This is a genomic window from Janthinobacterium sp. GW822-FHT07H10 (genome assembly GCF_058798675.1).
Map to the genome: position 1 here is coordinate 411,356 of NZ_JBXAKS010000004.1, position 26,171 is coordinate 437,526.

Below are 26,171 nucleotides of genomic sequence, written 5' to 3' on the forward strand. Positions count from 1 at the left end.
GGAGATCGTCATGAAACAGCTGCCATGGACTCTTTGCGTGCTGGCCGTCGCCCTCGTGGCCTGGCTGGCGCTGGCCGTCGTCAACGTGGAAAACCAGCGCAATGCGCTGGCCAGCAAGGCGTGCGTGGACCCGGCGTTCAAGAACGAGGTCGATGCGAAGTGCCTGGCCAGCGTGCAGACGCGCGAGCACTGGTGGCAGCACCTGTCCTACGCCATGACGCATTTCCGCCCTTGACCGCAGCCTCGTCGAAAAACCCGCCACGCGCGGGTTTTTTTTCGTCCGCGTATGATGGGGATACAACCATCCGGGAGGGACGATGAAGGAAGTGATACTGATCACGGGCAGCAGCCGCGGCATCGGCGCGGCGACGGCCTTGCTGGCGGCGCGCCAGGGCTACGCCGTGTGCGTCAACTATGTGCGTGATGCGCAGGCGGCCGAGGCGCTGTGCGCGCGCATCGCCGCTGACGGGGGCGAGGCCATCGCCGTGCAGGCCGACGTCAGCGACGAGGCCGACGTGGAGCGCCTGTTTGCCGAAGTCGATGCGCGGCTGGGAACCTTGACGGCGCTGGTCAACAATGTCGGCGTGCTGGAGCAGAAATGCCGGCTCGCCGATATTTTCGTGCAGCGCCTGGAGCGCGTGCTGCGCACCAATGTGATCAGTTACTTTTTGTGCTGCCAGCAGGCCGTGCGCCGCATGTCGACGGCATCGGGCGGGCAGGGCGGGCGCATCGTGAATGTCTCGTCGGCGGCGGCGCGCATCGGTTCGGCGGGCGAATACATCGATTACGCGGCCTCGAAAGGCGCCGTCGACACGCTGACCATCGGCCTGGCGAAGGAGGTGGCGGCCGAGGGCATCCGCGTCAACGGCGTGCGCCCCGGCATCATCTATACGGAGATCCACGCCTCGGGCGGCGAGCCGGGCAGGGTGGCGCGCCTGGAGTCGAGCGTGCCGATGCAGCGCGGCGGCCAGCCGGAGGAAATTGCCGACGCCATCCTGTACCTGCTGGGCCCGGGCGCCAGCTACGTCACGGGCAGCATCCTCGACGTGGCCGGCGGCCGTTAAGCCTTGTGCGGTGCGGCTGGCGCGGTGCTGGCCGGCGCCGAATGGGGCGTGATGACGACGGTGCAGGTGGTGCCGGCCACCAGCAATTGCCCCTTGGGCTGCTCGTCGATGTGGATGCGCACGGGCACGCGCTGCGCCAGGCGCACCCAGTTGAACGTGGGGTTGACGTCGGCCAGCAGTTCGCGGCCCGTGGCGGCGTCGCGGTCGGTGATGCCGCGCGCGATGCTTTCGATGTGGCCGTGCAGGGTGCCGCCGCTCATCAGATTCATTTCCGCCCTGTCGTCCTGCGCCAGCATGCCCAGCTTGGTCTCTTCGAAGTAGCCGACGACATAGTACGAGGCGCTGTCGATGACGGCCAGCTTGGCCGCGCCGACGGCGGCGAAATCGCCCTTGTGCACGTTCAGGTTGGTCACGTAGCCGCTGACGGGGGCGCGCACGGTGGTGCGCTCCAGGTTCAGCTGCGCCAGCGCGCGGGCGGCCAGCGCGGCCTGCACCTGCGACGCGGCGGAGCTGGCGGCAAAGGCCGCGCTTTCGCGGCTTTCCGTGGAAATGATGCTGGCGTCAAGCCCGGCGCGGCGCTGCGCTTCCTTGCCGCGGCGGCCCTGTTCCGTCCTTTGCGCGGCCAGCACGGCGTCGGCCTGCGCCAGCGCGCTCGCATAGCGTTCCTTGTCGACGACAAACAGGATATCGCCCTTCTGCACCACCTGGTTGTCGCGCACCAGCACCTCCGTGACGGTGCCGGCCACGTCGGCGCTGATGTTGACGATGTCGGCCTTGATGCGGCCGTCGCGCGTCCACGGCGACTCCATGTAGCGGTCCCACACGGTCTTGCCGATCCAGAGCGCCGCGGCCAACAGCAGCAGCGTGATTGCATAGCGGGTCAGTTTGGTTACCATGTCGGCACCCCTTCCTTGATCAGATTGAACATTTTTTTTATTCGAGCGTTATTTGTAAAGCGATAAAGCCAGCGCGCCGAAGATGGCGATGAAGATGCACAGCCGCGCCAGCGACGGGTGCCACACCATGCGGTACACGCCGAGCCAGCCCAGCACGCGGTCGAGCAGGGTTTGCAGGCCGATGCTGAGGAGGAACAGGGGCAGCAGGGTGGGAATCAGAATTCCGAACAGGGCGAATTCACGCGGCATGGTGGTCTCCGGCGCCAGGCGCCATGTGGTCGAGTAATGAGGTGTAGATCGAGTGCAGGTCGGCCAGCGCCGTCTGCAGGCGCGCGCCGCGTTCTTGTGTCGCGCCGGCTTCGGCCGCGGTCTCCTTCTGCGCCGTGCGCACCATGGCGCCCGCCTGCAGGGTGGCCGCCAGCGCCGCCTGCAGCTGCGCGTCGCCGCGCGTGCGCAGCCAGCTGGCGATGTGGTCCACGCATTGCTGCAGCGCGTGGCGCGTGGCGCCCGGGCGGGCGCTGGCGATCAGTTCGCGCAATTCGATCACGGAGTGGCCGATCTCCAGCAGCGTCAATGCCTGGCGCACGACGGCGCGCGTGGCCTCGCCCGGCGCCGGGCCGGCCGCCGCATTGAGCTGGCTGAGCAGGTCGCGCACGCGGTTGTCGAAGCGGTGCTTCACGCGGCGTGCCGGCGCCGTGCACGCATGCAGCGCTTCGCGCCACAGGGCCGGGCCGACATGGTCCCTGTGGCCCATCGTGTGCTCGGGCAGCAGCACGGCAAACACGAGGGCGGCCAGCATCAGGCCCACGATCAGCGCCATGCCCGTGTTCAGGAAGGCGGCGCCATCGACGTGCATCAGGTTGGTCGGCGCCATCTGCGTGACGAAGGTCGACACGCCCAGGCCCACGCCCAGCTTGACGGGATTGGTCATCAGGTACAGGCCGACGGCGAGGAAAGGCGCAAAACTGAGCACCAGCATGGGGAAGCCGTCGCCGTGCACCAGCACGAAGTACACGCAGACGAGCGACAGCGGCATGGCGATCAGAAAGCCCGTCAGCACCTGGCGCACCATCATGATGGGGCGCGGCGAGGACGAGGCCAGCGCGCAGAACACGGCCGCCATCAGCATCGCCGTGCTGGCGTAGGGCCAGGCGAGGAAATACGCGCCCAGGGCCAGCAGGGCCAGGCTGATGCCGGCGCGCGCGCCGCTGGCGATCACCAGGCCGGGCGGCGTCTTCGGCGCATACGCCTGCGGCGTGCTCACTTCCAGCGGCGTGTCGTGGGCCAGGCTGAAATACACTTCGTGAAAGCGGCTGATGTCGCGCGCGAAGCGCTCGAGCAGCTCGCACACGGTGTCGAAGTCGATGCGCTGCGCATGCGCGATGGGCGCACCGTCGATGTCCATGCGCGCCTGCGCCAGGGCCGTTTGCAGGTGCTGCTGCATGGTGTCGAGCGAGCCTTGCGACGGCGTCGCCTGCAGCGCCTCGGCGACGATGGCGTACAGCGGCGCGCACGCCTGCATGACCTGCGTCTCGCCATCGCGCTGCAGGCGGTCGAACAGGCGGTGGAAGGTATAGAAGGTGGTCAGTGCCGTCATGAAGGTGGCGTTGAAGGCGTGCAGCTTGCGGTTCTGCGCGCGCGCGTGGCCGACGGCGCTCGTGACTTCGAACAGGGCGGCCGAGCGGCCCAGTTCCAGCGCCGCCACGTCGGCGGCAAACTGCAGGTGCGTCAGTTCCACCTGCGCCGGCGTGAGCTTTTGCTGCAGCACGTCCTGGCAAAAGGTGAGGAATTTGCCGTAGCGCGCCTGCACCGTGCGCATCACCTGCGTGCCCTGGTGGCGCGGCAGCAGCACGCTGGAGACGGCCGCCGAGCAGATGATGCCCAGGCCCACTTCGGCCACGCGCGTGACGGCCAGCGCGAACACCTGCGTCGGCTGTTCGATGGCGGGCAGCACGATCATGCAGGCCGTGTAGCCGGCCAGCACATACACGTACGATTGGGCGTTGCGGTGCAGCGCCGAGCCGCTCGTGCACAGGCCCACCCACAGGGCCAGGCCGGCGAACAGCAGCACCGGCTGCTGCGGGAACAGGCCGATCAGGGTCAGCGCGGCCGTGCAGCCGAGCAGGGTGCCGCACAGGCGGTAAAAGCTTTTTTCCAGCACCATGCCGCTGCTGGGCAGGGCCAGGATGATGGTGGTGGTCATCGCCGTGCTGGGCGAATCGAGGCCCAGGCGGTAGGCCAGCCACAGCGCGCAGAAGGCGGCGATCAGGGTCTTGCCGACGTAAATCCAGCGTTCGCCTTCCGTCTTGCGCCAGTCTTGCAGCGCCAGCGCCAGCCAGTGGGCCGCCCGCGACAGGGGGCCGTATGTAGGTGTGGTGGCTGGCGTCATCGATAGGCTATCAGTTCTGGTTGTTGAGATTGTTGAGGTTGCGCAACTGGCGCACGTACAGCTTGTCGAGCACTTGCAATTCTTCCGGCGTGAAGCCTTCGTACAGGGCCGAGGTTTCCTGGTAGACGTCCGGCAGCGCCGTTTCGATCAGGGCGCGGCCCTTGTCGGTCAGCGAAATCATCACCGAGCGGCGGTCGCCGGGGCGCGTGCCGCGATGGATCAGGCCGCGCGTTTCCAGGTCGTTGCACACGCGCGTCAGGTTAGCCGGCTTTTCATGGCAGGCCATGCCCAGCGTGCAGGCGTTCGAGGTTTCGTCGTCCGTGCCGTACAGCACGGCCAGCACCATGTAGCTGGCATCGACCAGGTCGTGCTTTTTCAGCGCGGCATTGGTCAGGTCCTTCATGCCTTTCTGGATGTGGTACGTCATACGCAACAGGCGCATCAGTTCCATGGGGAAGCCTGGCATGCGCGTGCGGATATTTTGCAGCCGCTTGGAGGTGGCGTCAAAAGCGGTCATGTCGTATTCCTTCATGTGTCAGTAAAGCTCCGATTGTATCTTGTTGGGCTATGGCAACGCGAGTCTAGATGCCGCCTCCCAGTGCATTCATCAAGGAAACGTACAGATCGAGTTCGCGCGCCCCATTCTGCGCCTGCTGCTGCTCTTCCGCCAGCAGCGCCACTTGCGTGTTGAGCATGTTGATGGCGTCGCTCATGCCCGCCTTGTAGGCCTTTTCCGCCAGGTCGCGTGCGCGCTGCGCCGTGGACAGCGCCTGCACGGTCAGCCGGTTCTGCTTTTCCAGCGACTGCGCTTTCGTGACGGCGTTGGCCACGTCCGACATGGCGTTGACGACGGTGGCGTTGTACTGCTCGACGGCGCCGTCGTACACGGCCGTCTGGCTGCCCAGCTGGGCGCGCAGGCGGGCGCCGGCGAAGATGGGCAGGCTCAGCGCGGGCGAGGCGCCGCGGATCTGCGAATTGGCGTCGAGGAAATGGCTGAAGCCAAAGGCCTGGAAGCCGGCAAACGCCACCAGGTTGACGTTCGGGTAAAACTCGGCCTTGGCCACGTCGATGCGGCGCGCCGCCGCTTCCACGCGCCAGCGCTGGGCGGCGATGTCGGGCCGGCGGCCGATCAGGTCGGCTGGCAGGGCTTGCGGAATGGCCAGCGGACGGTCCAGGCGCAGGGTGGGCCGCGCCAGCGCCGCGCCGGCCGCCGGGCCCTTGCCCGCCAGGGCCGCCAGCTGGTTGCGCAGCAGGCCCAGCGATTCGGCCGCCTGCTCCAGCTGGCGCCGTCCGGCCGGCAGGGTGGTTTCGATCTGCGCCACGTCGATGTCGGTGCCGATGCCGGCGGCCTTGCGCTGGCGCGTGATGTCGAGGATGCGCGCGCGCTGCGCCAGGCTGCGCCCGATCACGTCCTGCACCGTGAATTCATACGACAGCTGGATATAGGTGCGCACCAGCGCCGTTTCCAGCGCCAGGCGGGCCATCTGCGACTCGGCCGACGCCATCTGCACGTCGCCGAGGGCGGCGGCCAGGGCTTCGCGGTTGCGGCCCCACAGGTCTAGGTCGTACGAGGCAGTGACGGTGGCCTGGTTGCGCCAGGCGTAATTGCCGGCCAGCGGCGCCGGCGTGCTGCCGTGCTGCGAATACAGTTCGCGGTTGATGGAGACGGAAGCGTCCGCCTGCGGGCGCGTCTTGTCTTCGGCCGCGCCGGCCAGTGCCTCGGCCTGGCGCACGCGCGCCTGGGCGCCGCGCAGGGTGGGACTGTCGGCCAGCGCCTGCTCCATCAGGCGGTTCAATTGGGGGTCTTGCAAGTCTTGCCACCATTGCGCGCGCGGCCATGCGATGGCGGCGCTGGCGGCAGCGTCCATGGCCTGGCTGGCCTGCAGCGCATTGGCGTCGAGCATGGCCGATTGCGGCGCGATATGGCCCATGTCGGCGCAAGCGCTCAAGGCAAGGGTCAGGCTGGCGGCAAGCAGGCGGCGGTGCAGGGACATGCGAGGACTCCGGGACGGGATAGTGTTGGGGGGATTGCTGACAGCTCGCCGCGGTGAGCGCCGGGAGTGGCCCGGGTGCTGCGCCGCAACTGAGTTGTGCTACTGAAACCGGCTGACTGGTTTCTTATTTGACGACGTGCTTGCTGGTTTGCGCGACGTCGAAATCCGCTTCCGTTTGCGGGATCTGGCCAGCCTTGCGGGCGGCGTAGAACTCGGCCATGACTTGCTCGCGCGTCACGTTGCTGGCGGCGGTGGCAGGCGTTTTCGGATAATCGGCTTCGCTGGTGGCGATTTCGCCGGCGTTGCGGGCACGGATGTATTCAGCCGTGACATCGGCGCGCGTCAGTTGCTGGCCGGTGGTGGCCGGCGCGGCGCTTTGCGCGAAAGCCGAGGTGGCGGTGGTGATGGCGAATAATGCCGCGATCAGTGATTTGGCTTGCATGATAAGACTCCAATATGTGCATGATGGCTGGGTGGATGGGCCGGCTCGCCACGTACCGGTCGGTTTGACGGCACCTCGCGGTGTGGGCTTGGTGTCGTCAATGAAGCATTTCTGGGTGAGAAGCTGCTTACTTGAATTAACTATAGCAATGAATAGTACATTTGTGAAGTAATTTCTGAAAATATTTGTGCGACGCCGCATTTCCCACGGGGAAACGGGTGGGCAGGCGTGCGCCGTTGCCCGGGCCAGCGGAGTAAGCTGACTTTTTATTAACAGGAGTCAGCCATGAGCAGCAGTTCTCTGGATCCCGATCATTTGCCCGTCACTGCCGACCGCGTGCTGGGCAGCGGCCATGGCAAGGGCGCCCTCGGCCCCAGCGACAGTTCCGACAGCGGCAGCGACATGCAGGGCGTGCCAGGGCAGGACGCGGATGCGCTCGACAGCGACAGCGATGCGGCCGGCACGGGCGAGCGGGCCGGCGTCGAGCCGCAAAACACGGCGCCCGATGGCGGCGATATCGATGTCGACCATGTGGAAAGCGTGGCGCCCGTGCAGCCGGCCGACGGCAACGAGGACGATGCGGGAGCGCGGCAGGCGCCCGCGCCGCGGCCGTGATGGCTGGCCTGTGCCGCGAATTGCCGCCGCCCCGGCGCCATCAGCGTAAAATGATGGCAGGGCGGCCAGCGTGCCGCCATGGCCAGCCGGCCGGCACAGGATAGGATGTCACAGGATGCACATGCACATGTCGGAAGACAAAGAAAAAGACTTGATGTCGATGTACCGCGAGACGCGGCCCCGCGAGTTCGTTGGCGAGAAGAGCCAGACCAATCACCTGGCCTGGAGCTTGCTGGTGATCTTGCTGGCACTGGCGTTCTGGCTGGGCGTGGCCCTGACGGCCGCGGAAAACCAGCGCTATGCCCTGCAGACGGGGGTATGCCAGGATCGCGTGTTCCCGGCGGAAATCGACACGGCTTGCCTGAAACAGGTCAAGTCGCGCGACCACTGGTGGCAGCACCTCGGTCACTCGCTCGTGCACCTGGGCAGCTGAGTCTAGCGTAGCGCGCTGCGCGCCTGCCGTGGCCGTGACGGCCGTGATGACCGGGCGCGGGGGGCGGTGTTGCTGGTCGCGCGCGCTCACTGGGCGCGCCGGGCGGCAGGATGGGCTTGTCCGGTGCCTGTGAGGGCCGATGCGATGTTGCGGGAGGCGCCATGCCACGCGATAGTTCGCGCGAACAGCCGCAATGGCGGTTTGCGCGCCACAGTGCCTTGACGGCGCGCCAGCTGCTGCGCGCCTATGCCTTGCTGTGCCTGTTTTCCACGGCCATCGCCGCCGGCTTCGCGCTGCGCGGCTACTGGTATATCCCCGTCTTTTCATTTGCCGAACTGAGCCTGGTGGCCCTGGCCCTGCTGTACTACCTGCGCCATGCGCGCGATTACGAGCAGATTGCCCTGCGCGACGGCTTGCTCGTCGTCGAGCAGGTCAGCGCCGGCCGGTGCCGGCGCAGCAGCTTTGCGCCGTGGCGCGCGCGTGTCGTGGTGCCGCAGGGGCCGCGCCAGCTGATCCGCATCGGCGACGGCATGACCGAGGTCGACGTGGGCGCCCTGGCCACGCCCGAGCGGCGCCTGCAGGTCGCGCACGAGCTCTGCGCGCTGCTGCCGCGTCCGGGATCCTGATGGGGACGCGGCACGCGGCAGGCGCGCGGCGGGATGCGTGGCGGCCTTCGCCGTGGTCCTAGTCGTGGATTTATTTCGGGCCGTAAAACTGGAAGGTCTGGACCACCAGCAATTGGGCAGGGAAGCCCGTGATGGTCTTGAATTCCTTGACGCCGGTAATCTTGTAGGCGCCCGCCTGGAATGCCTCGCCTTCCTCCCAGCTGTGATCCTTCATGGCAAACTGCAACAGGCGCTTATCGTTATAGCGGTAGCTGAAGATGGTGTAGGCGCCGACGCGACTGGTGACGACGAAGCGTTCGTCCTGTGCGTCGGCGATGAGCAGGATGCCCGGATAGCGCCCGATGCCCGCTTCCTCGTTCTGGATTCTGAGGATCACGTCGGTAAAACTGCATTCGGCGTCGCGGATCTTGTCGCGTTGCGTGGCGATCTTCATGACCTCGTCGTAGCTCTTGTTATGCACGATCGACCAGCGCGGCGAGTCGCAATAATTGGCCGCGCGGGCGTTGGCCGCGCAGAGCAGCAGGCAGAGGGAGAGGGCGGGGAAAGCTTTCATGGGACCTTGTGGCGCTGTCTTGTGGAGCCGGCAGTGTAATGTCTGGCTGCCGCCGCCACAAGCGCCGGGCGAGGGGACAGATCAGGTGGCGCGCGACGGGCCTTCCCACAGGTTGATATGGCCTTCGCGCGCCTGCACGTCGATGGCCGCCAGTTCATCGGCCGTGAACGTCAGCTGCTGCAGCGCCGCCACGTTTTCGCGGATTTGCGCGCTGCTGCTCGCGCCGATCAGGGTCGAGGTGACGCGCGCATCGCGCAGCACCCAGGCCAGCGCCATCTGCGCCAGGGTCTGGCCCCGCTGCGCGGCGATCTGGTTCAGCGCGCGCACGCGGGCCAGGTTTTCCGCGCTCAGGTGCTTCTGCATCAGCGAACCGCCGCCGGGGCGGTTGACGCGCGCATCCTGCGGCACGCCATCGAGGTATTTGTCGCTGAGCAAGCCCTGCGCCAGCGCCGTAAACGTGATGCAGCCCATGCCTTGCGCCTGCAGGGTGTCGAGCAAGCCGTCTTCCTCGATCCAGCGGTTGAGCATGTTGTAGGCCGGCTGGTGGATCAGACACGGCACCTTCCATTCTTTCAGCAGGGCTGCCGCCTCGGCCGTCTTTTGCGGGGAATACGAGGACAGGCCCACGTACAGCGCCTTGCCCTGCTGCACGGCGGTGGCCAGCGCGCCCATGGTTTCCTCCAGCGGCGTGTCGGCGTCGTAGCGGTGCGAGTAAAAGATGTCGACGTAGTCGAGGCCCAGGCGCTGCAAGCTCTGGTCCAGGCTGGCCAGCACGTATTTGCGCGAACCGCCGCCCTGGCCGTACGGGCCCGGCCACATGTCCCAGCCCGCCTTGGTGGAAATGATCAGCTCATCGCGGTAGGGCAGGAAATCGTCGCGCAGCAGCTTGCCGAAATTGCTTTCCGCGCTGCCATACGGCGGCCCGTAATTGTTGGCCAGGTCGAAATGCGTGATGCCCAGGTCGAAGGCCGTGCGCAGCATGTCGCGCTGCGAAGCCAGGCTGTTGCTGTCGCCGAAGTTGTGCCACAGGCCCAGCGACAGCAGCGGCAGTTTCAACCCGCTGCGCCCGCAGGTGCGGTATTGCATGCTGTCATAACGGTTTTCGGCGGCGTGGTAGGTCATGGCATCTCCTGGATAAATGAATCGCCTATTTTCGCGCAAAATCAAGGTGTGCGTGTGCGGCCCTTGCGCGCGGCCGGACGCGCCTTACAATAAACGTTCGGTAGTCTCGCGAGGAGTGGTCATGGAAGTCGAATTGAAATTGCTGCTGGCGCCAGACGATGCGCCCCGGCTGCGCGCGCACCCGCTGCTGGCGCAGTCGGCGCAGGGACAGGCGCAGGTGTTGCACCTGCACGATATCTATGTCGATACGCCCGACCTGCAATTGTGCCGCCACCAGGCGGGCTTGCGCGTGCGCCAGGTGGCGGGGCGCTGGCTGCAGACGCTGAAGGCGGGCGGCAGCGCCAGCGGCGGCTTGCACAGCCGCCATGAGTGGGAAGGCGAAGTCGCGGGCCCGGTACCCGACCTCGACGCCCTCGATGCGGCCATCGGCCGCAAGCAGCCGATCCGCGCGCTGCTGCGCCAGGAGGCGATCCGCGATGGCTTGCGGCCGGTCTTTACCACGCGTATCGAACGCAGCGTGTGGCAGCTGAGCACGCCGCAGGGTGACCAGATCGAATGCGTGCTCGACCAGGGCGTCATCGAGAGCGGCGCGGACGGCGCCATGCGCAGCGTGCCCGTCAGCGAGATCGAGCTGGAATTGAAAGAGGGCCAAGCGTCCAGCCTGTTCGAGGTGGCGCTGGCATTGCTGCGCGAAGTGCCGCTGCAGCTGGGCCACATGAGCAAGGCGGAGCGCGGCTACCGGCTGGCCGCGGCGCGACCCTTGCACGCCGTCAAGGCCCAGCCCCTGGCGCTGGACGCGGCGATGACGGTGGAGCAGGTTTTCCTCGCCATCTGCCACAATTGCCTGGAACAGGTCAGCGGCAACCAGGATGGCGTGGCGGCGGGCGAGGATGTGGAAAGCGTGCACCAGATGCGCGTGGGGCTGCGCCGCCTGCGCTCGGCGCTGGGCATGTTCAAGGCGCTGCTGGCCCTGCCCGATACCTTGAAGACCGAGCTCGACTGGCTGGGCGGAGCCCTGGGCGAGGCGCGCGACTGGGATGTGCTGGCCGGCGATACGCTGGCGCGGCTCGATGGCGACGCGGCGGTCGATGCGGCGGCGCTGGCGCAGGCGGCGCACGAGCAGGCGCGCGTCAGTCACGCGCAGGCGGCCCAGGCCGTCACCTCGCCGCGCTATACGGCATGGATGCTGGGGCTGCAGCGCTGGCTGCAGGCACGCGACTGGCGCGCCGGCGGCTCGCCGCGCCAGTTGCAGCGGCTCGATGCGCAGGTGCCGGCCTTTGCCCGCAAGACCTTGCGCGAGGATCAGCGCCGCCTGATGAAGCGCGGCCGGCGCTTGCTGCACGCCACGCCGCAACAGCGCCACAAGGTGCGCATCGCGGCCAAGAAGACGCGCTATGCGACGGAATTCTTTGCCTCGCTGTTTGCTGCCAGCGCCGTCAAGCCATACGTGGGGCGGCTGTCCACGCTGCAGGATGAACTGGGCTGGCTCAACGATGTGCAGGTGGCGGACCGCCTGCTGCAGGAATTGCCCGATGGCCAGGCAGGCCACGCGCAATTGCGGCTGCACGCGGCCTTCATCCGCGGCTATCTGGCGGCGCGCGCACAGGCCCAGGGCGCGGATGGCCGCATGGACAAGGCCTGGCGCCGCTTCAAGGCGATACGCTTGCCCGTGTGAGCGTGCCGGGCGGCATGGGCTGGCCGGGAATCCCGCGCCCAGATGCATGCCTTCCAGATCCATGCTTACCAGAATGCTTACCAGATGCATGTCTGCGCCGTTGGCGTCCCGCCAGGGCGGGCACTGGCCGTCACGCATGGCTTGCCGCCGTATCGCGTGGCTCGCCACGCATCCGCTGGACGCCCGGTCCGCGTTCCGGCCGCGTTGCCAGCAATTGCCAGCAGTTGCCAGCAGTTGCCGGCAAGACGATCCTACGTCAGCGGGCGTTTCAACTGGCGCTCGAGCATGGCCAGCGGCGATTTGCCTGGTTCGGCCATGGCCTTGACGGGCAGCAGCCAGGTTTGCTCCAGCGCATGCTGTCCGCGCAGGGCCGCGTGCGATACCACATCCGTAAACACGATCCAGGTCTGGCCCGGCGCGAACGCATGCATGTGCTGTTCCACCTGCGCCTGGTAAGCGAGATCGGCCTTCATGGCGTCGTGCAGCTGCAGCATGTAGTGGTCGTAGGGCGTGCGCCGCGACTTGGTGATGTGCAAGCATTGCAACAGGGCGGCGGCCCCCGGCCATGGCCGCGCGGCGACAGGCAGGAAGCGCTGCGCCACCTGCGCGAATGGCGCACCGAGTTTCCACACGCGCGGCGCGCCGTGCGGATGAATGTTGCTAAATACGCGCAGGATGCGCCTGCCTTGCGTGGGCGAGGCGGGAAAGCTGTCGACATGCAGGCGCGTGTCGTCCTTGCGCCAGGAGGTGGCGCGTCCGGCGATTTCCACGGGGCGAAAACTGCTCCTGCCTTGCTGCAGATGCGGCAGGTAGGCCGGTAGCAGGCTGGCCAGCAGGGTGCGCGACTGGCGCGCATAGCGCTGCATCAGTGCCGCCAGCAGGGCCGCATCGTGTGCCGGGCCATGCCCGCGCACGCCGCGCCGCGGCTCCCAGCTGATGTTCTTGGCGCCGCCCGTCGCGCCATCGAGCAGCGCATGCTCTTCTTGCCGCAAGTCGAAGCCGAGGCCGGGCAGCCAGACGACGTGCCCGTCCTCGAGCGCCTGTTTCGTCGCAGCCTGCTGCGCGGCGGGGCAACGGGCATTCCATCGGTTGAGGGAAACGTCGACAAGTGGGCTCATGGACGCAAGACGGGGCAGGAATCGGTGGCATCAGTATGCGTGCCATCCCGCCCGCCCCGTTTGCGCTAGCGCAGTGTCAGCTCACAGTTTGCTGTTCTGGCAGCCGGAGCTCACGCATTCGCGCACGCGATCCTGCAGGAATTGCGCGCGTTCGATGGTGGTCTGGGTGGCGCAATCGAGGTTGACATAGAAACCCGATGATTCGCGTTTCGAGCACGTATTGTTACGTTTGCTTATCCATGCCAGCTGGCCCGATTTCAGGGTTTGCTTGCCGTTGGCATCGAGCTGGGCGGCGAGTTTCTTGTAGTTGGCGTTCAATTCCTTGTCCGCTTCCTGGTATACCTTGTTCAGGCAATACAGACCGTCGAAGTCGTTGCGCGGCGTATCGCAGGCCGAGTTGGCCAGGGCGGAACCGGAGGCAAGGACGAGCAGGGCGAGCATGAATTTTTTCATTGTTTTCTTTCAGCAAGTGGATGAGGCTGGAGCGGGTGGGCGAAGCGGTGCCTGCGCTTGCGCATCTTATAACATTCCTGCGTGCCGATCTTGTCCGTTTGACTAGTGTGCGCCGTCGGCATGTACTTTCTGCGTGGACATAAAAAAAGCCCGCGCTCGCAAGCGCAGGCTTCTTTCCAGGACACGCTCGCGCGTGTCCGTTTTACGTTGACAGGAACGCGCTTACGCGAAGTTCTTGGCAACGAATTCCCAGTTGACCAGGCCCCAGAACGTTTCCACGTACTTGGCGCGCAGGTTGCGGTAGTCGATGTAGTAGGCGTGTTCCCACACGTCGCAGGTCAGCAGCGGCTTGTCGCCGGTGGTCAGCGGGCAGCCGGCGTTCGAGGTATTGACGATGTCGACGGAACCGTCGGCTTTTTGCACCAGCCAGGTCCAGCCCGAACCGAAGTTGCCCACGCACGACTTGGTGAATTCTTCCTTGAACTTGTCGAACGACGACCATTTCGCGTTGATCGCGTCAGCCACGGCACCGGTAGGTGCGCCGCCGCCGGCTGGTTTCATGCCGTTCCAGTAGAAGGTGTGGTTCCACACTTGTGCCGCGTTGTTGAAGATGCCGCCCGACGATTTCTTGATGATCTCTTCCAGCGACAGGTTCTCGAACTCGGTACCCTTGATCAGGTTGTTCAAGTTGGTCACATACGCCTGGTGATGCTTGGCATAGTGGTATTCCAGGGTTTCTTTCGAAATATGCGGCGCCAGAGCGTCCATTTCATATGGCAGTGGTGGCAGAGTATGTTCCATGTGATGTCCCTTTGTGGTGAGTGTTCGGAGTCGACCGGCCTGGGGCCGGAGGGTTGAGCCTTGCGTGCTTGAGTCAAGCATTCTTGCTGAACGAGCCACTATTGTAAAGCGGATGCGCCATTGCTGCAGATTCGGGCATGCATTGCCCGCGTCGCCATGCGTAGTGATTCTCGTTTAGGAAAACAATGATGGATGGGGATGCTTCAGCGCCTGCAGAAACCATCGCGAGCAAGCCCGCCAGCGGGTCGAGTCGCGCAGCTGTACGAAAAGCACGGCGAGCAACGCCGACCCGAGCGTGGGCCGCGCAGCAGGTTGATCATGGCGCAATCCTTAGCGGATGCGGCGCGTGGTTTCACGCACGATGAGTTCCAGCGGCGGAATGGCCGCCTGCACGGATTCGCCATTGATCAGCCCCAGCAGCGCCTGCGTGGCGATGCGGCCGATTTCGTACAGCGGCTGGTGGATGGTGGTCAGCGGCGGCGTCGTGTAGGACGAGCCGGGCAAGTCATCGAAGCCCACGAGCGAGATATCGTCGGGCACGCGGATGCCCTTGCGGTACAGGCACAGGCGCACGCCATAGGCGGACAGGTCGTTGGCGGCGAAGACGGCGCTGAATTGCTGCTGCGTATCGAACAAATGGTTCATGGCCAGCATGCCGCTCGCTTCGTGGAAATCGCCTTCCACCGTCAATTTCGGGTCGATGGCGATATCGGCTTCGCGCAGCGCCCGCTGGTAGCCCGTCAGGCGCTCGGCCGCATCCGTGTTGTTGGCGGGGCCGGCGACGAAGGCGATGCGGCGGTGGCCCAGTTCGATCAAGTGGCGCACGGCCAGGTAGGCGCCGTATTCATTGTCGAGCTTGAAGCCGATGGCGCTCTTCGTCGCCAGCAGCCGTCCCGTCGACACGATGGGGCGCTGCTGCGAGAAGTCGAGCACGCTCTGATCCGAGATACGCCCCGACAGCAAAATGATGCCGTCGACTTTCCTCGCCAGCAGCAGGCGGATGCGGTCCGCTTCCTCCAGCGCATTCCAGTGGCCGCTGACGATGACGGAAGCATAGCCCGTGTCCTTCAAGCCATCGTCGACGCCGCGCAGGCTTTCGTCGAAGAAGGGGCTGGAAATATCCTGCACCACGATGCCGATCGTCATCGAGCGGCCTTTCTTCAGCCCCTGCGCCATCTGGTTGGGCGCGAATCGCATGTGCGCGATGGCGGCCAGCACGGCGTCGCGCTTGTCGTCGGACACCTTGGCCGTGCCGTTCAGGATGCGCGAGACGGTGCTGGGCGACACGCCTGCCTGGCGGGCGACGTCGAGCAGGGTGGAGGGCGGGGCGGCGTGGGCGCTATCGGTCAAGGCGATTCCTGGGTGTCAAGATGGCTGGCTGTCAGTGCTCTGAAAACCTTTTCAGTGAAAGATTACCATAAACGGACGATCAGGCTGCAGGCCAGGGTAGGCCGGAGCAGGCCGGAGCAGGCCGGAGCAGGTCAGAGCAGGCCGGTGTCGGTCGGCGTAGGTCGGCGTAGGTCGGCTTAGTCCGCAGGGCGTAAGCCGACACCGCAACGCCCAAGCCCACGCCACGCCACGCCGCAGCCACGCGCCGGATCGCCTACGCAGGGCCACTCCGGCCTGCGTCTCCCCACATCTGAAAACGTTTTCACAAAAAACAACAACATCTCCGGCCGCCAACTTTCACCGCTTTTCATAGGAGAGAACGCCCGGTGCAGCCCAACTCGCCACGATGGCCTCAATAAAAATGACAACTTTTTCGGTTGACTTGATTTTCTTTGCGGTGTTAAATGGACACATGTTGTGAAAACGTTTTCAAGATAGAAGACGCTCAATAAACGGAGATGAAATACATGAAGTCAAGCATCCCTGGCGCAGGCTTCCCTGCCGCGTCCCTGCTGGCCGCGCTGACCCTAGCCGGCATGGCCAACGCCGCGGCCGTGGCTGTCCCAGCCGCGCCGGCCGCGTCGCCTGCGCCTGTCCTGCCCGCGTTGGCGCCCGCCACCATTACCGTCGCCTCGTTCCCCGACCTGGACCGCGCCGTCAAGACGGCCTTGCCCCTGTGGGAAAAACTGTATCCGCAGGTGAAGGTCAAGCTGGTCAGCCTGCAGATCGACGACCACCATAATTCGATGACGACGGCGCTGGCGGCCGGCGCGCGCCTGCCCGACGTGATGGCGATCGACTTCCGTTACGTGGGCAGCTTCGCCGAATCGAAGGGCATGGAAGACTTGCTGCAGGCGCCGTACGGGGCGGGGCAGTACCGCGACCGGTTCGTGCCGTTCACCTTCGTGCAGGCCACCAGCTCGCGCGGCACCCTGGGCGCCATGCCGGCCGACCTGGGGCCGGGCACCCTGTTCTACCGCAAGGACCTGATGGACAAGGCAGGCATCAAGGAAGCCGACCTGACGGCCTCGTGGGAATCCTACATCGCCGCCGGCAAGAAGCTCAAGGCGGCCACCGGCACCTATCTGCTGGCCGGCGCCAGCGACCTGGCCGACATCGTCATTCGCGCCAACCTGAAGGATGGCGAAGGCATTTATTTCGGCGACAAGGGCCAGGTGCTGGTCGACTCGCCCCGCTTCGTCAAGGCGTTCGAGCTGGCGAAGGCGGCCAGGGTGGCCGGCATCGATGCGCGCACCGTGGCCTGGACGGGCGAATGGGCCGAAGGCTTCAAGCGCGACAAGGTGGCCAGCCAGATGATGGGTTCCTGGCTCAGCGGCCACCTGGCCAAATGGCTGGCGCCGGAATCGAAAGGCCAGTGGCGCGCGGCGAACCTGCCGGCCGGCGCGCTGGCGTCGTATGGCGGCTCGTTCTACGGCATCCCGAAAAAAGCCGCCAACAAGGCGCAGGCGTGGGAATTCATCAAGTTCATGACCGTCAACAAGGATATCCAGCTGCACTCGCTGAAAGAGATCGGCGCCTTCCCGGCCCTGAAGGCGGCCTATGCGGACCCCATGATGGACGAGCCGCAGGCGTATTTCGGCGGCCAGAAGACGCGATTGCTGGCGCGCGACACGGCGGCAAAGATTCCCGTCATCCGCGTCGACAAGTTCGACGCCGTGGCGCGCGACATCGTCAACATGGAGCTGGAAAGCGTGCTGGCGCAAGACAAGGATATCAAGACGGCGCTGGCCGACGCCAAGGCCCTGATCACCCACCGCGCGCGGCGCTAGGAACCGGCATGACTCTTATTCCACATCCAACCCAATACGGAAAGCGGCCATGAGCGCGCCCTCCGCATCGCTGGCGCACGGCGCGTCCGCCCCGGCGCGGCCGGCAAAAAGGCGCTTCGACAGGAAGCAATGGGCGCCGTATATTTTCATCAGTCCCTTCTTCATCCTGTTCGCCGTCTTCAGCCTGTTCCCGCTGCTGTTTTCCATCTATTTGTCGTTCAACCAGTGGGAAGCGGCCAGCGGCGTGGAAGCCATGCAGTGGGTGGGGCTCGACAACTATAAGTACGCGTTGAGCGACCCGTGGTTCCTGCGTTCGCTGGGCAACACCGTGTGGCTGGCGCTGGCCTCGGGCGTGCCGCAGCACCTGGTGGCCATTCCGCTGGCCGCCTTCATCCACAACAGCTTCAAGCGCTCGCGCAACCTGGTGATCGGCATTTACTTCTTGCCGTTCATCACCTCCAGCGTGGCCATCGCCATGGTCTTCAACACGCTGTTTTCGCGCGACTATGGGCAGATCAATGTACTGCTTGAATGGTGCGCCAGCCTGCCGCTGGTCGGCGGCCTGTTTCCGGCGGAATCGATCGACTGGCTGGGCAGTTCGCTGTTCATCAAGCCGGCCGTCGCCTTCGTCATCTTCTGGCGCTACCTGGGCTGGAACCTGGTGCTGTACCTGTCCGCGCTACAGGTCATCCCCAAGGATCTGTACGAGGCGGCGACCATCGATGGCGCCTCGACCCGCCAGCAGTTCTGGTACATCACCCTGCCGCAGCTGCGCCCGATGATCTACCTGGCCGTCACGCTGACCATCATGGGCAATTTGCAGCTGTTCGAGGAGCCGTTCGTGCTGGTGGCCGAATCGAGCGGCGTGAGCCAGTCCGTGATGACGACGGCCATCTTCGTCTACAAGACGGCGTTTTCCTCGGGCGACTTCGGCACGGCGTCGGCCATTTCCTGGCTGCTGTTCCTGATCATCGCCAGCACCACCTGGGTGAATAACCGCATCTTCAGCCGCAACGAACGCAGGGAGGCCAAATGAAAACGACGCGCTGGACGGCCTACGCGATGGTGGCCATCGGCGCCCTGATCATGGTCGCGCCGTTCTACTTCATGTTCGTCTTCGCCACGCATACGAGCGCGGAAATCTACAGTCTGCCGCCGCCGCGCTGGTTCGGCACGGCCCTGCTCAATAACCTGGAACTGCTGCAGGAGCGCCTGCCGTTCTGGCGCAATATCGGCATCAGCCTGTACGTGGCCCTGATGACGACGGCCCTGACTCTGTTCTTTTGCTCGCTGGGCGGCTACGCGTTCGCCATGTACGAGTTCCGCTTCAAGCGGCCCTTGTTTACCCTGGTGATGGCGTCGATGATCATCCCGTCGTTCATGAACATGATCCCCACCTTCATGCTGATGGATTTCCTCGGCTGGCTCGACCAGCCGCGCGCCCTGTACGTGCCGGGCGCCGCCGGCGCGCTCGGTATTTTCCTCATGCGCCAGTACATCGGCACGGCCATCCCGAAGGATCTGATCGAGGCGGCGCGCATCGACGGCTGCGGCGAATTCGCCATCTACTGGCGCGTCGTGCTGCCGCTGATCGGCCCCGCCATGGGCACGCTGGGCCTGATCACCTTCATCAACTCGTGGAACAATTTCATCACCCCCCTGGTGGTCATGCGCTCGGTCGAGAACTACACGATCCCGCTGGCCCTGCGCAGCATGCAGGCGCCGAACAACACGGAGTGGGGCGCGCTGATGACGGGGGCGGCGATTGCCGTGCTGCCGCTGCTGCTGATGTTCTTCGTCGCCTCGAAGCGCCTGATCGAGGGTCTTACACAGGGCGCGGTAAAAGGTTAAGCCTTTCTTTTTTAATCCATTCACACGACACCAAACACCATGCATAACGACGACACCGATATCAACTTCCCCGCCACCTTCACCTGGGGTGTGGCCACCAGCGCCTACCAGATCGAAGGCGCCGCCGCCATCGACGGCCGCGGCCCGTCCATCTGGGATACCTTCAGCCACACGGAAGGCAAGATCATCGACGGCAGCAATGGCGACGTGGCTTGCGACCATTACCACCGCTACGCCGATGACGTGGCGCTGATCGCCAAGCTGGGCGTGAACGCCTACCGTTTTTCCATGTCCTGGTCGAGGGTGCAGCCGACGGGCTCCGGCGCCTGGAACGAGGCCGGCTTCGCTTTCTACGCGCGCCTGCTCGACGCGCTGGCTGCCAAGGGCCTCGAGGCGCACCTGACGCTGTACCACTGGGACTTGCCGCAAGCCTTGCAGGACGAAGGCGGCTGGCTCAATCGCGCCACCTGCTACCACTTCGCCGCCTATGCGGCCGAGGTGGCGCGCCGCTTCGGCGACAAGGTCGCCAGCATCGCCACGCACAACGAGCCATGGTGTACGGCCGTGCTGGGCCACGGCACGGGCCAGTTTGCGCCTGGCATGGCCGACCCGGCCGCCGCCGTGCAGGTGTCGCACCATCTGCTGCTGTCGCACGGCCTGGCGATGCAGGCCATGCGCGCCGTCCATCCCTCCGCCAAACTGGGCATCGTGCTCAATCAATGGACGGCCACGCCGGCCACCGACAGCGCCCAGGACCGTGAACTGGCGGAACTCGACTATGCGCGTTCGGTGCAGTGGTATATGGACGCCATCTTCAAGGGCCGCTATCCGGCGCTGGCCCTGAAACACGTCGACGCTTCTGCTTTGTCCATCTTTGAAAACGATTTCATGGATATCCGGCAGCCCATCGATTTCCTCGGCGTGAATTACTACACGCGTGCCTACGTGAGCGCCGAGACGCCGCCGCGCAAGCCCGAGGGCAAGCTCGGTTTCAACGACATGGGCTGGGAAACCTATCCGCAGGGCTTGACGGAGCTGCTGGTGGGCCTGCACCGCGAGTACCGGCTGCCGCCCGTCTACATCACGGAAAACGGCATGGCCGTCAACGACAGGCTGATCGACGGCAAGGTGGCGGACCAGGCGCGCATCGACTACGTGCGCCTGCACTTGGATGCCCTGCGCGCCGTGATCGCGCAGGGCATCGACGTGCGCGGCTATTTCTACTGGAGCCTGATGGACAACTTCGAGTGGAATTCGGGCTATGCCAAGCGCTTCGGCATGCTGTATGTCGACTACGCCACGCAGCAGCGCAGCTTCAAGGACAGCGCCCTGTGGTACCGCGACTTCATCGCGGCCCAGCGCGCCGCCCATGCCGCCGTGCCGGTCGGGGAGCACTGAGATGGCCGCCATTTCCCTGCGCGGCATCCGCAAGACCTACGGCGACGGCCCGGAAATCGTCAAGGGCCTCGACCTCGACATCCATGACGGCGAATTCATGGTCTTCGTCGGGCCGTCCGGCTGCGGCAAGTCGACCCTGCTGCGCATGATCGCGGGACTGGAAGACATCAGCGCGGGCCAGCTGCGCATCGGCGACCTGCTGGCCAACGACGTGGCGCCGGCCGAGCGGGGCATCGCCATGGTTTTCCAGAGCTACGCGCTGTACCCGCACATGACGGCGCGCGAGAACATGGGCTTTGCCCTGAAACTGGCGGGCAAACCGGAGGCCGAGGTGCGCGCCGCCGTGGGTAAGGTGGCCGAGATTTTGCAGATCACGCATCTGCTCGAGCGCAAGCCCAAGGCCTTGTCCGGTGGCGAGCGCCAGCGCGTGGCCATCGGCCGCGCCATCGTGCGCCAGCCCAAGGTGTTCCTGTTCGACGAGCCGCTGTCCAACCTCGACGCCTCGCTGCGCGTGCAGACGCGCATCGAGCTGGCCAAGCTGCACCAGGAGCTGGGCACGACCATGATCTACGTCACGCACGACCAGGTCGAGGCCATGACCCTTGGCGACCGCGTCGCCGTCTTCCATGGCGGCCACCTGGAGCAGGTGGGGGCGCCTTTGGACCTGTACCGCCATCCGGCCAGCCAGTTCGTCGCCGGCTTCATCGGCGCGCTGCGCATGAATTTCCTGCCGTGCGCCGCCGTGCCGGCCCTGGCCAGCCAGCTTGGCGGCGAGGCGGGCATGCTGGTCGGCATCCGCCCCGAGCACCTGCGCCTGGTGCCGCGCGAGGAAGGCTATGGCGCCAGCGTCACCCTGATCGAGCAGCTGGGCGACGCGCAGATCATCCACGCCATGCTCGACGGCGCCGTCAATGGCGGCCAGCACGCGGTGGCCATCAAGCTGCATGGGGAGACGCGCCACGCGCTGGCCCCGGGCAGCGCCATCGGCTTCGCGCCGGAGGAGGGCCATGCCTTTTTGTTCGACACGGGCGGGCGCGCCGTGGCCACCCATTGACCCGCACGGAGGCCCCATGACGCGAGCTTGACACCCAAGAAATGTGCAGCAGTAGCCAAAGAGCTATGTGATCATCATTCAACCAGTGGTAGAGGAGACAATAACAATGAAGCCGTTCAAGAGAAACACCATTGCATACAGCCTGGCGCATGCGACGTTCGCCCAGTTCATCCTGCTGGGCGGCGGCGCCGCGCTGGCGCAGCAAGCCGATACGGCTCCGGCGGCCATCAATACGGCACAACCCGCGGCCGAGCAGATGGACCGCATCGTCGTCACGGCCACGCGCCGCAACACCTTCGTGCAGGAGACGCCGCTGGCCGTCACGGCCTTCAACCAGGACACCCTGCAAAACAACCAGGTGAAGGACCTGGCCTCGCTGGCCACCATGGTGCCCAGCCTCGTCGTCGAGCAGCATGGCGACTCGGGCGGCGTGCACGTCTACATGCGCGGCGTGGGTTCGGCCAACCACACGGAGCTGGGCGACCCGGCCGTCGCCTTTTATGTCGATGGCGTGTATTCGCCGCGTCCCCAGGGCGCCACGGCGCTGATGTATGACCTGTCGCATGTCGAGGTGGCGCGCGGGCCGCAGGGCACGCTGAACGGCCGCAATTCCACGGCCGGCGCCGTCAACCTGGTGTCGGCCGCGCCCAGCACGGCCAAGTTCATGGGCTCGGCCGGCATCACCGTGGGCGACTACCGCCACCTGCAGACGCAGGGCATGCTCAATATCCCGTTTTCCGACGACGTGGCGCTGCGCATCGCCGCCATCAAGGATAGCCACGACGGCACGGTGGACTTCCGCCGCGGTTCGAACGTCATGCCGGGCACGGCCAAGTATGGCGCCGGCGACCAGATGGGCGTGCGCGCCTCGCTGCTGTGGAAGTTCACGCCGCAGCTGCGCGGCACCTTCATCGCCGACTACTTCCTCGACCAGGGCGCCGGCAATGTCTACCTGGCGGCCGAACCGAAAGCGGGCGAGAAGCTGCGCTCGGCCCTGATCGACACGCCGGGCACCCTGGACCAGTCCATCCTCACCTACAAGGGCAAGCTCAATTACAAGCCGACGGATGCGCTGGACTTCACTTACCTGGGCAGCTGGAGCCGCTACAAGCGCCAGAACAGCAACGATGCGGACGCGGGCCTGTTCCCCGGCTTCAAGTCGGAAAACCGCACGGACTGGGCGCAGTTCGACAGCTATTCGCACGAGCTGCAGGCGCGCTCGGACGACGACGCGCCGTTCCAGTGGGTGGCGGGCGTGTTCCTCTTCAATGAAAAGAACAAGGTGCGCTTCGATATCGACCGCAGCCAGATTTCGCAGGCGGCCGTACAGCAGGATATCGCCAACGGCGCCGTGATCTTCGTCCAGCCGACCGTGGGCCAGTACGCTTCGGCCATGTCCTTCATCCAGGGCAACCGCCAGCTGAAGTCGAAAGCCGTGTTCGGCCAGGTCAGCCAGCAGGTGACGGAGCAGATCAAGCTGACGGCCGGCGCGCGCTACACGAAAGACCACAAGTTCGACATCGGTGGCCAGAACTGGGCCTGCCCGAACTGGCCGGCCAACACGCCGCTGGGCACCACCGTGCTCACGCCCGGCCAGCTGGCGCAGCTGGTCACGCCCGGCACGGGCCTGGCCAACACGCACAATATCGGGCCCGGTGGCGCCATCACGGCGGCCACCTGCGGCAATACGCCGGGCGACAATACGGCCGACCTGAAATATGGCCAGGCTACCTGGCTGGGCCGCATCGAGTACAAGCTGCGCCCGGACATTCTGCTGTTCGGTTCCGTGACGACGGGTTTCCACTCGCCGGCCATGGGCGATGGCGGCGAGACCACCAAGCCGGAAAAGCTGACCAGCTATGAAATCGGCTTCAAGTCCGACCTGCTGAACCGCGAACTGACCCTGAACCTCGACGCCTTCCTGATGAAGTACAAGGACAAGCTCGAGTCGCAGGTGGTCAACAGCGTGCTGGCCAACTTCAACGCGGCCGGCGCCACCGTCAAGGGGCTGGAAGCGGAATGGGTGTGGCGGCCGACGAAGGTGGACCGCCTGACGGGCAACGCCACCTGGTTGAAAGCCGTGTACGACGATTTCCTCTCGTGCGACGTGGATGCGGCGCGCGCCAACGGCCAGTCTTGCGGCTCGACGGCGCCACTGGTGAACGTGGGCGGCAGCACCATGAAGCACGCGCCGAAGTTTTCCACCACGGTGCAGTACGAACGCGATTTTGCCGTCGCCGGCGGACAGCTGACGCCGCGCGCCTCCGTGCACTATGAAACCATGTCGTATGTGGGGGCGGGCGCCTTCAACGCGGATGTGCCGGGCCATGCCGGCGTCAAGCGCCAGGAAGCCTACACGACGCTGGACCTGAGCCTGCGCTTCCAGCCGGCCAACAAGGCCTATACGGTGGAAGCGTTCGTGCAGAACGCCACCGACAAGGCGGTCAAGCTGGACGTCAATGAAATCTGCACGGACGTGGGCATGCCATGCCAGCCGACGCAGCAGATCTACGGCGCCTTCTACAACGCGCCGCGCACGGTGGGCGCGCGCGTGTCGATGAAGTTCTGATGGCGTAGTGTGAAACGGCAATAGATGTAGCAGTAGCGGTTCACTCAGTAGGGCAGGTGTTGGGCCGGGGAGCTTCCCCGGCCTTTTTTACTCCAACGTCGCCTGTACGCTGGCGATGCCGATCTGCGCGCTGCCGTCGGCCAGGCGCACGTTGACGTTCTGGCGCGCCTGCAGTTGCGCCGGCGAGCGCACGATGGCGCCTTTTTCGTCGCGCAGGATGGCGTAGCCGCGTTCCAGCGTGCGCTGCGGGTTCAATAGCTCCAGCTGCGCCGCCAGGCCATCGAGGCGGTGGCGCTGCCGGCTCACCTGCTGCGCCATGGCTGCGCCGCCGCGGCGCTGCGCTTCGAGCAGGCGCGCGCGCGGCACGCCGACGTCGGGGCGCAAGGCCGTCCAGCGGCTGCGCAGGCGTTCGAGCGCGTACTGCGCCTGGTTCACGGGCGCGCGCGCGGCATGCGTCATGGCCGTCGACAGGGCCAGCAGCTGCAAGCGTTGCTGGCGCAACTGGGCTGTCGGGTTGAGCAGGCGGCGGCTGTGGCGGTCCAGCGTCTGCGCCGCGTCGTCGAGGCTGCGGCGCATGGCGCGCCGCAGGTCGGTGGCGTCGGCACGCAACGATGCCAGCCAGTCGGCGCGCGGCGTGGCCGCCAGTTCGGCCGCCGCCGTCGGCGTGGCCGCGCGCAGGTCGGCCGCGAAGTCGGCGATGGTGAAATCCGTCTCGTGACCCACGCCGCTGATCACGGGCATGGAACAGTCGGCGATCGCATGGGCCACGCCTTCATCGTTGAACGACCACAAATCCTCGATGCTGCCGCCGCCACGGCATACCAGCAGCACGTCGCACTCGGCCCTTGCCGATGCCGTGCGGATGGCCAGCGCGATCTTTTCCGGCGCCTGCTGGCCCTGTACGGGCGTGGGGTACAGAACGATGTTGACGTGCGGCGCGCGGCGCTTGAGCGCGATCAGCACGTCGCGCAGGGCGGCCGCCTGCGGGCTGGTGACGATGCCGATCGTGCGCGCGAACATGGGAATGGCGCGCTTGCGTTCGGGGTCGAACAGGCCCTGCGCCGCCAGCTTTTCCTTCAGGCGCTGGAATGCTTCATACAGGGCGCCCACGCCGGCGCGGCGGATGGCTTCCACATTGATCTGGTAATCGCCGCGCGCGCCGTACAGGGTGACCAGGGCGCGCACCTCGACCTTGTCGCCTTCGCGCGGCGTGAAGCCGGCAAACTGGGCGCGGCCGCGGAACATCACGGCGCGCACCTGCGCGCCATCGTCCTTCAGCGTGAAATACCAGTGGCCAGAAGCGGCGCGCGTGAAGTTCGAAATCTCGCCGGCGATCCAGGTCAGGGGAAACGAGCGCTCGAGCAGGCGCGCGACGGCCTGGTTCAGGGCGCTGACGGTCAGCACGGGCGGGGCGGCAAAGCCGCTGTCGGTCGGAGTGTCGTTCATCATCAGGCAGGGTGAGAGAGGGAAGCTGTCCACATATTATCGGCGAGGTCATGCTTATGTCATATATCGTGCAAAACAACAAGTTCTATTTCTAAGTAATTGATTTCATGATGAATTCCCGCATGCCTGATTTACGTGCACAGGGAAAAAAACCTTTAATATCAAGCACATCAGTAATGCCCGTGCCACTTACGCACAAAGTTATCCACAGAAAGTGTGCGGAACTTTTTGACCTGGACAACTGAGGCAGGACTGCACGGACATATGCGTGAAATGTGCCAGAAAAATGCCCTGCCACATTTTTACGCATGAAAATAAAGTCTATAGGAATCAAGCGCTTAGTATGCCATGCATGGCCTTGCGCACAATCTTATCCACAAAAAATGTGCAGAACTCGGGCGCGCCGTCCGGATTATCCACCGCCAGCCATATTGCAAGGCTTGCCTTATTTTTACGCAGAATAAAAATATCCATATAAATCAAGGGGCTAGGA

Annotated in this window: 26 protein-coding genes; 12 read left to right on the forward strand and 14 right to left on the reverse strand. The window is 65.4% G+C overall.

All coding sequences use genetic code 11. The annotated features are described in order from the left end of the window. Positions 1-10 precede the first annotated feature (10 nt). Positions 11-235, forward strand: a complete 225-nt coding sequence (locus AC1RDJ_RS12550) for a hypothetical protein (RefSeq protein WP_071324892.1) — start codon at positions 11-13, stop codon at positions 233-235. A gap of 82 nt (positions 236-317) precedes the next feature. Then, positions 318-1,064, forward strand: coding sequence for an SDR family oxidoreductase (locus AC1RDJ_RS12555; protein ID WP_493027603.1), 747 nt, complete (start codon positions 318-320; stop codon positions 1,062-1,064). Here the strand turns inward: AC1RDJ_RS12555 and AC1RDJ_RS12560 are convergent. The 6 genes from AC1RDJ_RS12560 to AC1RDJ_RS12585 form a co-directional block, all read right to left on the reverse strand. After that, the gene (locus AC1RDJ_RS12560; protein ID WP_493027604.1) at positions 1,061-1,960 is read right to left on the reverse strand and encodes an HlyD family secretion protein; all 900 of its coding nucleotides are present in this window, start codon (positions 1,958-1,960) and stop codon (positions 1,061-1,063) included. The two genes, AC1RDJ_RS12555 and AC1RDJ_RS12560, sit on opposite strands and share 4 nt — an antisense overlap. A gap of 48 nt (positions 1,961-2,008) precedes the next feature. Continuing rightward, the gene (locus tag AC1RDJ_RS12565) at positions 2,009-2,209 is read right to left on the reverse strand and encodes a DUF1656 domain-containing protein (RefSeq protein WP_071324889.1); all 201 of its coding nucleotides are present in this window, start codon (positions 2,207-2,209) and stop codon (positions 2,009-2,011) included. Further along, positions 2,199-4,349: an FUSC family protein gene (locus AC1RDJ_RS12570; protein ID WP_493027605.1), complete on the reverse strand. Its 2,151-nt coding sequence runs from the start codon at positions 4,347-4,349 to the stop codon at positions 2,199-2,201. The genes AC1RDJ_RS12565 and AC1RDJ_RS12570 overlap by 11 nt, the downstream gene beginning before the upstream one ends. Before the next feature lie 10 nt (positions 4,350-4,359). After that, complete coding sequence (locus tag AC1RDJ_RS12575) at positions 4,360-4,866, reverse strand: MarR family winged helix-turn-helix transcriptional regulator (protein WP_071326643.1); 507 nt, start codon at positions 4,864-4,866, stop codon at positions 4,360-4,362. Positions 4,867-4,930: 64 nt separating this feature from the next. After that, entirely contained in the window at positions 4,931-6,343 is a 1,413-nt protein-coding gene (locus AC1RDJ_RS12580) for an efflux transporter outer membrane subunit (RefSeq protein WP_493027606.1), read from the reverse strand. A 124-nt stretch (positions 6,344-6,467) separates the two neighbouring features. Further along, entirely contained in the window at positions 6,468-6,785 is a 318-nt protein-coding gene (locus tag AC1RDJ_RS12585) for a DUF4148 domain-containing protein (RefSeq protein ID WP_071324886.1), read from the reverse strand. Positions 6,786-7,070: 285 nt separating this feature from the next. Between AC1RDJ_RS12585 and AC1RDJ_RS12590 the strand changes: the two genes are divergently transcribed. The 3 genes from AC1RDJ_RS12590 to AC1RDJ_RS12600 all read left to right on the forward strand — a co-directional run bounded on the left by AC1RDJ_RS12590 (position 7,071) and on the right by AC1RDJ_RS12600 (position 8,459). Then, positions 7,071-7,400 carry a hypothetical protein gene (locus tag AC1RDJ_RS12590; RefSeq protein WP_071324885.1) on the forward strand — a complete coding sequence of 110 codons (330 nt, stop codon included), beginning with the start codon at positions 7,071-7,073 and terminating at the stop codon, positions 7,398-7,400. Positions 7,401-7,527: 127 nt separating this feature from the next. Then, a complete protein-coding gene (locus AC1RDJ_RS12595; RefSeq protein WP_493027607.1) occupies positions 7,528-7,833 on the forward strand; it encodes a hypothetical protein in 306 nt (101 codons plus the stop codon). Between the two features lie 161 nt (positions 7,834-7,994). Continuing rightward, a complete protein-coding gene (locus AC1RDJ_RS12600) occupies positions 7,995-8,459 on the forward strand; it encodes a DUF2244 domain-containing protein (protein WP_289888596.1) in 465 nt (154 codons plus the stop codon). 70 nt (positions 8,460-8,529) lie between these two features. Here AC1RDJ_RS12600 and AC1RDJ_RS12605 read toward each other — a convergent pair whose 3' ends face one another. After that, positions 8,530-9,012, reverse strand: coding sequence for a hypothetical protein (locus tag AC1RDJ_RS12605; protein ID WP_071324883.1), 483 nt, complete (start codon positions 9,010-9,012; stop codon positions 8,530-8,532). A gap of 81 nt (positions 9,013-9,093) precedes the next feature. Then, entirely contained in the window at positions 9,094-10,134 is a 1,041-nt protein-coding gene (mgrA, locus tag AC1RDJ_RS12610) for an L-glyceraldehyde 3-phosphate reductase (protein ID WP_493027608.1), read from the reverse strand. A gap of 121 nt (positions 10,135-10,255) precedes the next feature. Here mgrA and AC1RDJ_RS12615 point away from each other — a divergent pair, with 121 nt between their 5' ends. After that, a complete protein-coding gene (locus tag AC1RDJ_RS12615; RefSeq protein WP_493027609.1) occupies positions 10,256-11,809 on the forward strand; it encodes a CYTH and CHAD domain-containing protein in 1,554 nt (517 codons plus the stop codon). A gap of 251 nt (positions 11,810-12,060) precedes the next feature. On the opposite strand, the gene kdoO is transcribed toward AC1RDJ_RS12615, so the two are convergent. The 4 genes from kdoO to AC1RDJ_RS12635 form a co-directional block, all read right to left on the reverse strand. Continuing rightward, positions 12,061-12,927 carry a Kdo hydroxylase KdoO gene (kdoO, locus tag AC1RDJ_RS12620; protein ID WP_493027610.1) on the reverse strand — a complete coding sequence of 289 codons (867 nt, stop codon included), beginning with the start codon at positions 12,925-12,927 and terminating at the stop codon, positions 12,061-12,063. 81 nt (positions 12,928-13,008) lie between these two features. Further along, positions 13,009-13,380, reverse strand: coding sequence for a lysozyme inhibitor LprI family protein (locus tag AC1RDJ_RS12625; RefSeq protein WP_071324879.1), 372 nt, complete (start codon positions 13,378-13,380; stop codon positions 13,009-13,011). Positions 13,381-13,602: 222 nt separating this feature from the next. Beyond that, on the reverse strand, positions 13,603-14,181 hold the full coding sequence (gene sodB, locus AC1RDJ_RS12630; RefSeq protein ID WP_071078930.1) for a superoxide dismutase [Fe]: 579 nt from the start codon (positions 14,179-14,181) through the stop codon (positions 13,603-13,605). 330 nt (positions 14,182-14,511) lie between these two features. Next, the gene (locus AC1RDJ_RS12635; RefSeq protein ID WP_493027611.1) at positions 14,512-15,531 is read right to left on the reverse strand and encodes a LacI family DNA-binding transcriptional regulator; all 1,020 of its coding nucleotides are present in this window, start codon (positions 15,529-15,531) and stop codon (positions 14,512-14,514) included. A gap of 506 nt (positions 15,532-16,037) precedes the next feature. Between AC1RDJ_RS12635 and AC1RDJ_RS12640 the strand changes: the two genes are divergently transcribed. From AC1RDJ_RS12640 to AC1RDJ_RS12665, 6 genes are all read left to right on the forward strand, one after another. Then, positions 16,038-17,360, forward strand: a complete 1,323-nt coding sequence (locus tag AC1RDJ_RS12640) for an extracellular solute-binding protein (protein WP_493027612.1) — start codon at positions 16,038-16,040, stop codon at positions 17,358-17,360. Between the two features lie 49 nt (positions 17,361-17,409). Then, the gene (locus AC1RDJ_RS12645) at positions 17,410-18,396 is read left to right on the forward strand and encodes a carbohydrate ABC transporter permease (RefSeq protein ID WP_493027613.1); all 987 of its coding nucleotides are present in this window, start codon (positions 17,410-17,412) and stop codon (positions 18,394-18,396) included. Beyond that, complete coding sequence (locus AC1RDJ_RS12650; protein ID WP_034751746.1) at positions 18,393-19,211, forward strand: carbohydrate ABC transporter permease; 819 nt, start codon at positions 18,393-18,395, stop codon at positions 19,209-19,211. Before AC1RDJ_RS12645 ends, AC1RDJ_RS12650 begins: the two co-directional genes overlap by 4 nt. 39 nt (positions 19,212-19,250) lie before the next feature. Then, the gene (locus AC1RDJ_RS12655; RefSeq protein ID WP_493027614.1) at positions 19,251-20,609 is read left to right on the forward strand and encodes a GH1 family beta-glucosidase; all 1,359 of its coding nucleotides are present in this window, start codon (positions 19,251-19,253) and stop codon (positions 20,607-20,609) included. A 1-nt stretch (position 20,610) separates the two neighbouring features. Continuing rightward, positions 20,611-21,663 (forward strand): ABC transporter ATP-binding protein, encoded by a 1,053-nt coding sequence (locus tag AC1RDJ_RS12660; RefSeq protein ID WP_071324874.1) that lies wholly within the window; start codon positions 20,611-20,613, stop codon positions 21,661-21,663. A gap of 106 nt (positions 21,664-21,769) precedes the next feature. Further along, entirely contained in the window at positions 21,770-24,232 is a 2,463-nt protein-coding gene (locus tag AC1RDJ_RS12665) for a TonB-dependent receptor (protein WP_493027615.1), read from the forward strand. An 87-nt stretch (positions 24,233-24,319) separates the two neighbouring features. On the opposite strand, the gene xseA is transcribed toward AC1RDJ_RS12665, so the two are convergent. Next, the gene (gene xseA, locus AC1RDJ_RS12670; protein ID WP_071324872.1) at positions 24,320-25,681 is read right to left on the reverse strand and encodes an exodeoxyribonuclease VII large subunit; all 1,362 of its coding nucleotides are present in this window, start codon (positions 25,679-25,681) and stop codon (positions 24,320-24,322) included. 327 nt (positions 25,682-26,008) lie between these two features. Beyond that, positions 26,009-26,152 (reverse strand): hypothetical protein, encoded by a 144-nt coding sequence (locus AC1RDJ_RS12675; RefSeq protein WP_493027616.1) that lies wholly within the window; start codon positions 26,150-26,152, stop codon positions 26,009-26,011. Positions 26,153-26,171 lie beyond the last annotated feature (19 nt).

What these genes read in the sequence shown, in the direction of transcription:
- AC1RDJ_RS12675 (WP_493027616.1), bottom strand. Translation starts at nt 26,152, where the DNA reads ATGGATATTTTTATTCTGCGTAAAAATAAGGCAAGCCTTGCAATATGG.
- AC1RDJ_RS12550 (WP_071324892.1), top strand. Translation starts at nt 11, where the DNA reads ATGAAACAGCTGCCATGGACTCTTTGCGTGCTGGCCGTCGCCCTCGTG.
- AC1RDJ_RS12605 (WP_071324883.1), bottom strand. Translation starts at nt 9,012, where the DNA reads ATGAAAGCTTTCCCCGCCCTCTCCCTCTGCCTGCTGCTCTGCGCGGCC.
- AC1RDJ_RS12650 (WP_034751746.1), top strand. Translation starts at nt 18,393, where the DNA reads ATGAAAACGACGCGCTGGACGGCCTACGCGATGGTGGCCATCGGCGCC.
- AC1RDJ_RS12575 (WP_071326643.1), bottom strand. Translation starts at nt 4,866, where the DNA reads ATGACCGCTTTTGACGCCACCTCCAAGCGGCTGCAAAATATCCGCACG.
- AC1RDJ_RS12570 (WP_493027605.1), bottom strand. Translation starts at nt 4,349, where the DNA reads ATGACGCCAGCCACCACACCTACATACGGCCCCCTGTCGCGGGCGGCC.
- AC1RDJ_RS12555 (WP_493027603.1), top strand. Translation starts at nt 318, where the DNA reads ATGAAGGAAGTGATACTGATCACGGGCAGCAGCCGCGGCATCGGCGCG.
- AC1RDJ_RS12655 (WP_493027614.1), top strand. Translation starts at nt 19,251, where the DNA reads ATGCATAACGACGACACCGATATCAACTTCCCCGCCACCTTCACCTGG.
- AC1RDJ_RS12625 (WP_071324879.1), bottom strand. Translation starts at nt 13,380, where the DNA reads ATGAAAAAATTCATGCTCGCCCTGCTCGTCCTTGCCTCCGGTTCCGCC.
- AC1RDJ_RS12615 (WP_493027609.1), top strand. Translation starts at nt 10,256, where the DNA reads ATGGAAGTCGAATTGAAATTGCTGCTGGCGCCAGACGATGCGCCCCGG.
- AC1RDJ_RS12565 (WP_071324889.1), bottom strand. Translation starts at nt 2,209, where the DNA reads ATGCCGCGTGAATTCGCCCTGTTCGGAATTCTGATTCCCACCCTGCTG.
- AC1RDJ_RS12600 (WP_289888596.1), top strand. Translation starts at nt 7,995, where the DNA reads ATGCCACGCGATAGTTCGCGCGAACAGCCGCAATGGCGGTTTGCGCGC.
- AC1RDJ_RS12585 (WP_071324886.1), bottom strand. Translation starts at nt 6,785, where the DNA reads ATGCAAGCCAAATCACTGATCGCGGCATTATTCGCCATCACCACCGCC.
- AC1RDJ_RS12645 (WP_493027613.1), top strand. Translation starts at nt 17,410, where the DNA reads ATGAGCGCGCCCTCCGCATCGCTGGCGCACGGCGCGTCCGCCCCGGCG.
- xseA (WP_071324872.1), bottom strand. Translation starts at nt 25,681, where the DNA reads ATGATGAACGACACTCCGACCGACAGCGGCTTTGCCGCCCCGCCCGTG.
- AC1RDJ_RS12580 (WP_493027606.1), bottom strand. Translation starts at nt 6,343, where the DNA reads ATGTCCCTGCACCGCCGCCTGCTTGCCGCCAGCCTGACCCTTGCCTTG.
- AC1RDJ_RS12590 (WP_071324885.1), top strand. Translation starts at nt 7,071, where the DNA reads ATGAGCAGCAGTTCTCTGGATCCCGATCATTTGCCCGTCACTGCCGAC.
- AC1RDJ_RS12560 (WP_493027604.1), bottom strand. Translation starts at nt 1,960, where the DNA reads ATGGTAACCAAACTGACCCGCTATGCAATCACGCTGCTGCTGTTGGCC.
- kdoO (WP_493027610.1), bottom strand. Translation starts at nt 12,927, where the DNA reads ATGAGCCCACTTGTCGACGTTTCCCTCAACCGATGGAATGCCCGTTGC.
- sodB (WP_071078930.1), bottom strand. Translation starts at nt 14,181, where the DNA reads ATGGAACATACTCTGCCACCACTGCCATATGAAATGGACGCTCTGGCG.
- AC1RDJ_RS12660 (WP_071324874.1), top strand. Translation starts at nt 20,611, where the DNA reads ATGGCCGCCATTTCCCTGCGCGGCATCCGCAAGACCTACGGCGACGGC.
- AC1RDJ_RS12665 (WP_493027615.1), top strand. Translation starts at nt 21,770, where the DNA reads ATGAAGCCGTTCAAGAGAAACACCATTGCATACAGCCTGGCGCATGCG.
- AC1RDJ_RS12640 (WP_493027612.1), top strand. Translation starts at nt 16,038, where the DNA reads ATGAAGTCAAGCATCCCTGGCGCAGGCTTCCCTGCCGCGTCCCTGCTG.
- AC1RDJ_RS12595 (WP_493027607.1), top strand. Translation starts at nt 7,528, where the DNA reads ATGTCGGAAGACAAAGAAAAAGACTTGATGTCGATGTACCGCGAGACG.
- mgrA (WP_493027608.1), bottom strand. Translation starts at nt 10,134, where the DNA reads ATGACCTACCACGCCGCCGAAAACCGTTATGACAGCATGCAATACCGC.